The sequence below is a fragment of the Streptomyces anatolicus genome (assembly GCF_019400875.1).
In the GTDB taxonomy this organism is placed as follows: domain Bacteria; phylum Actinomycetota; class Actinomycetes; order Streptomycetales; family Streptomycetaceae; genus Streptomyces; species Streptomyces anatolicus.
Genome location: NZ_WMBF01000336.1, coordinates 1 through 6,950, shown reverse-complemented (window position 1 = coordinate 6,950; position 6,950 = coordinate 1). Strand labels below are relative to the sequence as shown.

At 73.4% G+C, this 6,950-nt stretch carries 5 protein-coding genes; 3 read left to right on the top strand and 2 right to left on the bottom strand.

From position 1 onward, the window contains the following. Positions 1 to 3,602, bottom strand: a 3,602-nt coding sequence (locus tag GKQ77_RS24050; RefSeq protein ID WP_219691017.1) for a glycosyltransferase family 2 protein, incomplete at its 3' end; no start/stop codon positions are given. Positions 3,603 to 3,869: 267 nt separating this feature from the next. Next, positions 3,870 to 4,133 (bottom strand): WhiB family transcriptional regulator, encoded by a 264-nt coding sequence (locus tag GKQ77_RS24045; protein WP_016642094.1) that lies wholly within the window; start codon positions 4,131 to 4,133, stop codon positions 3,870 to 3,872. A gap of 637 nt (positions 4,134 to 4,770) precedes the next feature. On the opposite strand from GKQ77_RS24045, the gene GKQ77_RS24040 reads away from it, so the two are divergent. From GKQ77_RS24040 to GKQ77_RS24030, 3 genes are all read left to right on the top strand, one after another. Further along, entirely contained in the window at positions 4,771 to 5,286 is a 516-nt protein-coding gene (locus tag GKQ77_RS24040) for a cysteine dioxygenase (protein WP_219691016.1), read from the top strand. Positions 5,287 to 5,320: 34 nt separating this feature from the next. Beyond that, positions 5,321 to 6,277: a 2-phospho-L-lactate transferase gene (gene cofD / locus GKQ77_RS24035; RefSeq protein WP_219691015.1), complete on the top strand. Its 957-nt coding sequence runs from the start codon at positions 5,321 to 5,323 to the stop codon at positions 6,275 to 6,277. Continuing rightward, positions 6,274 to 6,950, top strand: a 677-nt coding sequence (locus GKQ77_RS24030) for a coenzyme F420-0:L-glutamate ligase (protein WP_219691014.1), incomplete at its 3' end; no start/stop codon positions are given. The genes cofD and GKQ77_RS24030, both read left to right, overlap by 4 nt.

Here is a 6,950-nt window from a genome sequence, read left to right as displayed (position 1 = left end):
GGCGTCGGCGGCTGCTGCTGTCCGTACGGGGCCTCTCCGTAGGACTGCTCGTACTGCTGCCCGCCTCCGTAGACACCGCCCGCTCCTCCGTAGGAGGCGTACGGGTCGTACTGACCCTCCTGGGGGGCCTCGGCCGGGTAGGCCGCCTGTTCGTAGGAGCCGGGCGGGTATGTGCCGTCCTGGTAGGGGGCGTTCTGGTACTCGCCCTGGTACTGCTGTTCGGCGCCCGCGTGGGCGGGTTCCTCCCACGCGCCGTACGACTGCTGCTGCGGAACGGCCGCCAGGGGCTCCTCCGAAGAAGGCGGCGGTACGTCCTCGCCCGCGTGCTGCGCGGCCTGCTCGCTCTGGGCCCGCAGCCTGCGCGCCCTGCGGCCCTCGCCCTCGACCGCCTGGGCCGGGACGACGGGCTCCTCGGGGAGGTCGTCGTCGACGTCACGGCGGCGCCCGGGAAGGGCGAGCACCACGAGGACGAGGGCGAGCGCGCCCTGCGCCCACAGCCAGGCGGTGTGGCCCATCGGGGCGTCGTAGGTGACGTCGAGACGGCCGCCCGATGAGGGCAGTTCGAAGCCCTGCGCCCAGCCGTCCAGCGTGGTGCGGGTCAGCGGGCGGCCGTCGAGGGTCGCGGTCCAGCCCGGGGCGGCGGAGTCGGCGAGCCGCAGCACGCGGCCCGCGTCGCCCGCGGGGATCTTCGTGTGCAGCTCGACGGGGCCCGCGGCGACCGGCTCCGGGTCGCCGGTCTTCGGGACGATGGCGGCGCGGGAGACCTGCCGGTCCACGCGCCACAGGGCGCTGCCGTCCTCCTGGCTGAGCCGGGTCAGGCCGGGCGTGGCGTCCAGGGTGCGGCTCATCTGGCGGGGCGCGCCCTCGCGTACGAGGACGTAGCGCACGGCGTAGCCGCCGAGCTGGTCGGCCTGGTCGGCGCCGGAGCCCGCGACGAGGCGGGCGACGATCTTGTCGAGCCTGTCGTCCGGGCCCGCGGCGGCGGCCAGTTCGGCATCACCGAGCCGGGCGCCCGATCCGCGTACGAGCGTGTAGGCGACCTCGGCAGCCGACTCGCTGTCGAGGACGAGGGTGCGGGCCTGGTCCTGTGTTCCGCTCTCCTCCGCGACGAACGCGGGCACCTGGACCGGATCGCGCCGCTCCAGGGGGCCGTCGGCGCCACGGATCATCCAGCCGGCGGCGAGGAGCAGCGGCCCGGCCGCCGCGGCGAAGGCGATGAGCGCGGCGACCGGCTGGCGCCAGCCGAAGCTCTGCTCGGCGACACGCGCGCGTGCCCCGTCGGCGCCGAGTGCGGCGGCGGCGAGGAGCGCGATGCCGTAGGCGAGGGTGGCCGGGCCCGCCCATGCCGAGCCGTTCGACAGGACGGCGAAGACCAGGGAGACCAGGGCGGCCGTCCAGGCGGTGCGGACCGCGAGCTGCCGCTCGGTGCGCAGCAGGGCGCCGAGTGCGGCGAGGACGATGCCGGTGAGCAGCAGTCCGTCCACGGTGCCGGGGCCGCCGGGGCTGGCGCCGAGCAGGTCGAGGGCGCTCGCGGAGCCGGTGCCGAACTCCAGGCCCGCTTCCTTGAAGAAGCCGAAGGGCAGCAGCGTCAGCGACCACGGGGCGAGCATGAGCAGCGGGGTGCCGAGCGCGGCGAGGAAGCGGGGGCCGTAGCCGGTGATGTCGCGGCGGCGCAGGACGAGCAGGGCGAGGCCGAGCACCAGGGCGATCGGCCAGACGACCGGCGTGAAGGCCGTGGCGAGGGTCAGCAGGAGCGCGTACGCCCATGTGGCGCGCCAGGTGCCGCGGGCGCTCCCGGAGGCCGTCAGACCGGCGGCGGCGGCGCCCGCGCGCGCGATGAGCGGCAGCAGGACGGCGAGGACGGCGGTGCCGATGCGGCCGCCCGCGAGCGCGCCGGTGGCGGCGGGCAGGAAGGCGTACGCGACGGAGGCCCAGGCGCGCAGCAGGCGCGAGGGGACGAGCGGGCGGGAGGCGAAGTACGCGGCGAAGCCCGCCAGCGGCACGGAGCCGACGAGCAGCACGGTGACGGCGAGGCCGGTGGAGCCGAAGAGCAGGCTGGAGAGCGCGGCGAGGAGCGCGAGATACGGCGGCGCGGTCTCGGTGCCGCCCGTGCCGACGGGGTGCCAGCCGTCCAGGTAACGCGCCCACAGCCCCGAGGAGTCGGCGGGGGCGGGCAGCAGGGCGCCGCCCGCGAGCGCCCCGCCGCCGAGCAGGGCGCGGCATGCGATGAGCGAGACGAACAGGAGCACTACGAAGAGCATCGGTCCCGGTTTGCGGGCGATGCGCTTGAGGCGGGCGAACTGCTCGATCTCCAGGAAGTCGGCGTCGTCGCCGCCGGGCCCGGACTCGACGGCGCCGTGCCGTCCGGCGCCGGCGGGGGCTTCGGGGTCGGAGCGGCCGACGAGGCTGCCCGCCGCCTGTTCGACGGTGGCCCGCACGGTGGCGCCGGGCGGCGGGAACAGGGCCCGCGTCTCGCCCGCGTCGAGCACGGACTTGCCGCGCTGTTTGCGGGCGGCGAGGATCCGCCCCGGCCGCAGCAGTGTGGCCAGGAGGCCCGCGATCTCGTCGAGGGCCTGCCCTGGCGCCTTGCCGAGGAGGTAGGTGACGGTGCGCAGGAGCGTGCCGAAGACGAGGCGGAGGAGCACCCAGGTCAGCACGGCCGTACGGGCGTTGGCGAGCAGGGTGTAGGCGGCGCCCGCCTTGTCCACGCGGTGCGGCGAGGTCGCGGTGCGGCCGACGCAGTCGACGGTGCGGCGCTCGCGCGAGGACGCCTCGGCGTGCCGGACGACGGCGTCGGGGGCGACCAGGACGCGGTGTCCCGCGGCGTGCGCGCGCCAGCACAGGTCGACGTCGTCGCGCATCAGCGGCAGGTAGCGGTCGAAGCCGCCGAGCTGTTCGTAGACATCGCGGCGGATGAGCATGCCGGCGGTGGAGACCGAGAGCACGGGCCGTACGTGGTCGTGCTGGCCCTGGTCCTGCTCGCGGCGGTCGAGGCCGGTCCAGCGGCGGCCGCTGTTGGCGATGGAGACGCCGACTTCGAGCAGCTGTCTGCGGTCGTACCAGCCGCGGAGCTTGGGGCCGACGACGGCGACGTCCTTGCCAAGCTCGTGTTCGTTCTCGACGGCGCGCAGCAGTTCGGCGAGGGCGTCGGGCTCGGGCGCGCAGTCGTCGTGGAGCAGCCAGAGCCACTGCACGGGCTCGCCGTGCGGCAGGTCCGGCAGGTCGTACGCGTCGTCGCGCCAGGAGCGGCTCACCGGGTCCCAGCCGCTGGGGCGCTTGAGGTACGGCAGCTCTTCGGGGGTCGGCGTCCCGGCGCCGCGGACCGCCTCGTCGACGGCGGTGCCGAAGCCGGAGCGGCGGGCGAGGTGGAGCACGCGGTCGGGGCCGAGGGCCTCGGTGAGCAGGCGGGCGGAGTCGTCCGCGCTGCCGGTGTCCGCGGCCACGGCCTGCTGCGCGGGCCGCTCCTGGCCGAGCAGCCCCGCCAGGGCGTCGGGCAGCCAGCGGGCGCCGTCGTGGGAGACGAGGACGGCGGTCACGACGTGCCGCGGGAACTCAGGGGCGGCAGCGTCGTGAGGGGCTGCCGAGTGGTTGTGCACGGACATCGAGGTACGGGCCCCGGTTCGATGGACTGCGGTGGACGCCTGCGCCCTGCGGGGGCGCCGGGGCGTCTCGGACGGGGCCCCACACTAGGGCCTGTCCGGCGGATCAGGTCGCGTTGGGGTGGCGGTCACCTTCGGGTGCGGGTGACGGCCGGCACCAGGACGGCCCGCCGCCTGTGGATGACCCACCGGCGACGGGCCGTTCGTCGCGCACTGTTCGAGGGAGAGGTGTGCCGAATGGGGGCGGCACCTGCGCGGACGCGCTTGTGCTCACACCGCCGCCTTCTTCAGTCGTCGGCGCTCACGCTCCGACAGACCGCCCCAGATACCGAAGCGTTCGTCGTTGGCGAGTGCGTATTCGAGGCATTCGGAGCGGACCTCACAGGCGAGACAGACCTTCTTGGCCTCGCGCGTGGAGCCGCCCTTCTCGGGGAAGAAGGACTCGGGGTCGGTCTGGGCGCACAGCGCGCGCTCCTGCCAGCCGAGTTCCTCGTCCGCGTCCTCGACCAGCAGTTCCTGAACCAGCTCGGTCATCTGCGCCCCTCGTCTGTCTGTGCGTCCCCGTGGTGCTGCCGTTACCGATTTCGGCTGAACGACACGAGTGAAATTACAAGTGTGCCGATCCGGGCCAGTCAAGCCGAGATCTGCTATTGGGCCCCTTATTCACTCTGCGGAACCAAGGCTATGCGGAAAGTGTTCAAATCGGCATAAACCATGACACCCGTCGGCGACCCGCCGGCGCTCTCCTCCCGGAGGCCTCGACGGAGGTCTCATATGGAAGGACGTCGATGTTTGAGTGCCGGTTGCTGCGCCATGTGTCCCGTGAGTCCGGTGCACAAACCTTTCGCCTGCCCGAACAACCGGATGAGGTGAAAGCTATCCCACATTTCGGACATTGAGTTGACACCGAAGGTGTAACCGGGTGTCCTGGTGGGCATGCTCGCGAACCTGGCTCTTTCGATGACCCGCACCAGCGGGTCCATCGGTGCTGCCCACGCGCGCTGCCGCTGTTCCTGCTCCAGCTGTTGAGTCCATCCAGCTGTCGAGCCGCTCTCCCCGCATCACGCATCTCCGCATCACGCTTCTCCGCCTGACCAGCTCTGCTGCCTTCCCGCGCTCCACCCATCCTTCGCGACACCCCAGCACTCTTACGTTGAGGAACCACCGCACGATGAACAGCGACAGCGACCTCCAGATCGCCGGCGACATCCTCGAAGTCCCGCACCTGCTGCAGCCCGCCCGCGAGCACCCCACCACCGTGGCCGAGTTCGTCGGCCTTGCCCGCGCCATCGCCGCCGACCGCGCCCAGTGGCAGCACCTCGTCCAGTACGACGCCACCAGCCGCTGGTACCACCGCCTGCGCACCGGACCCGGCTACGAGGTCTGGCTGCTCTCCTGGGTGCCAGGACAGGGCAGCGGACTGCACGACCACGGCCGCTCCTCCGGCGTCCTCACGCTCCTTGAGGGCGAGTTGACCGAGCACACCGAGCGGGGCACGCGGGCGCTCGCGCCGGGCGCGCAGCGCGTCTTCGCGCCGGGGTACGTCCACGAGGTCGTCAACGACTCCCTCGAACCGGCCGTCAGCCTGCACGTCTACTACCCCGGCCTGACCGAGATGCCGATGCACGCGGCCCAGTGCGCCGCCGCCGTCGCGGACGGCGCCGCGGAGGATGTCGTAACCGCCTGACGCACTGTCGTACCCGCCTGACATGCTGGGGACCATGCGCATTGTGGTTCTGGCCGGCGGCATCGGCGGCGCCCGTTTTCTCCGCGGGCTCAAGAAGGCCGCGCCCGACGCGGACATCACGGTCATCGGCAACACCGGTGACGACATTCACCTGTTCGGGCTGAAGGTCTGCCCCGACCTGGACACCGTGATGTACACGCTCGGCGGCGGCATCAACGAGGAGCAGGGCTGGGGGCGTACGGACGAGACGTTCAAGGTCAAGGAAGAGCTCGCGGCGTATGGCGTGGGGCCCGAGTGGTTCGGACTCGGCGACCGCGACTTCGCGACGCACATCGTGCGGACGCAGATGCTGGGCGCCGGATATCCGCTCAGCGCCGTCACCCAGGCGCTCTGCGAGCGGTGGCAGCCAGGGGTGCGGCTCATCCCCATGTCGGACGACCGCGTCGAGACCCATGTCGCCGTCACGCTCGACGGCGAGCAGAAGGCCGTGCACTTCCAGGAGTACTGGGTGCGGCTCCGCGCCTCCGTGGACGCGCACGCGATCGTGCCCGTCGGCGCCGAGCAGGCCAAGCCCGCGCCCGGCGTCCTCGAAGCCATCGCCGAGGCCGACGTCGTGCTCTTCCCGCCGTCCAACCCCGTGGTGAGCGTCGGCACCATCCTCGCCGTGCCCGGCATCCGCGAGGCGATCGCCGACGCGGGCGTGCCGGTGGTCGGCCTCTCCCCCATCGTCGGCGACGCGCCCGTGCGGGGCATGGCCGACAAGGTGCTCGCCGCCGTCGGCGTGGAGACCACCGCCGCCGCCGTCGCCGAACACTACGGCAGCGGGCTGCTCGACGGATGGCTGGTCGACAGCGTCGACGCGGGCGTGGTGGAGCGGGTGGAGAGCGCCGGCATCCGGTGCCGGGCCATACCCCTGATGATGACCGACGTCGACGCTGCGGCGGAGATGGCGCGTGCGGCTCTCGCCCTCGCCTCGGAGGTACGGGCGTGACCTCCCCGGACGGGGCGGGCCCGTCCTTCCGGGTGTGGGCCGTGCCCGGGCTGCCCGAGGTGCGGGAGGGCGACGACCTCGCCAAGCTGATCGCGGCTGCCGAGCCGGGCCTCGCCGACGGGGACGTCCTGCTCGTCACGTCCAAGATCGTCAGCAAGGCCGAGGGGCGGGTCGTCGAGGCGGGCGACCGCGAGGCGGCCATCGACGCGGAGACCGTACGGGTCGTGGCGCGGCGCGGGACCCTGCGGATCGTCGAGAACCGGCAGGGGCTCGTGATGGCGGCGGCCGGGGTCGACGCGTCGAACACCCCTTCCGGGACGGTGCTGCTGCTCCCCTCGGACCCCGACGCCTCGGCTCGCGCCCTGCGGGAAGGGGTGCGGGAGGCGCTGGGGGTCGATGTGGGCGTCGTCGTCACCGACACCTTCGGGCGGCCCTGGCGGGCCGGGCTCACCGATGTGGCCATCGGGGCGGCCGGCGTGCGGGTCCTCGACGATCTGCGGGGCGGTGTCGACGCGTACGGCAATCCGCTGAGCGCGACCGTCGTCGCCACCGCCGATGAGCTGGCCGCGGCCGGGGACCTCGTCAAGGGGAAGGCGGCGGGGCTGCCGGTCGCCGTGGTGCGGGGGCTCGCCCACGTGGTGGGCGACGGCTCCGGGGCCGGGGACTCTACGGA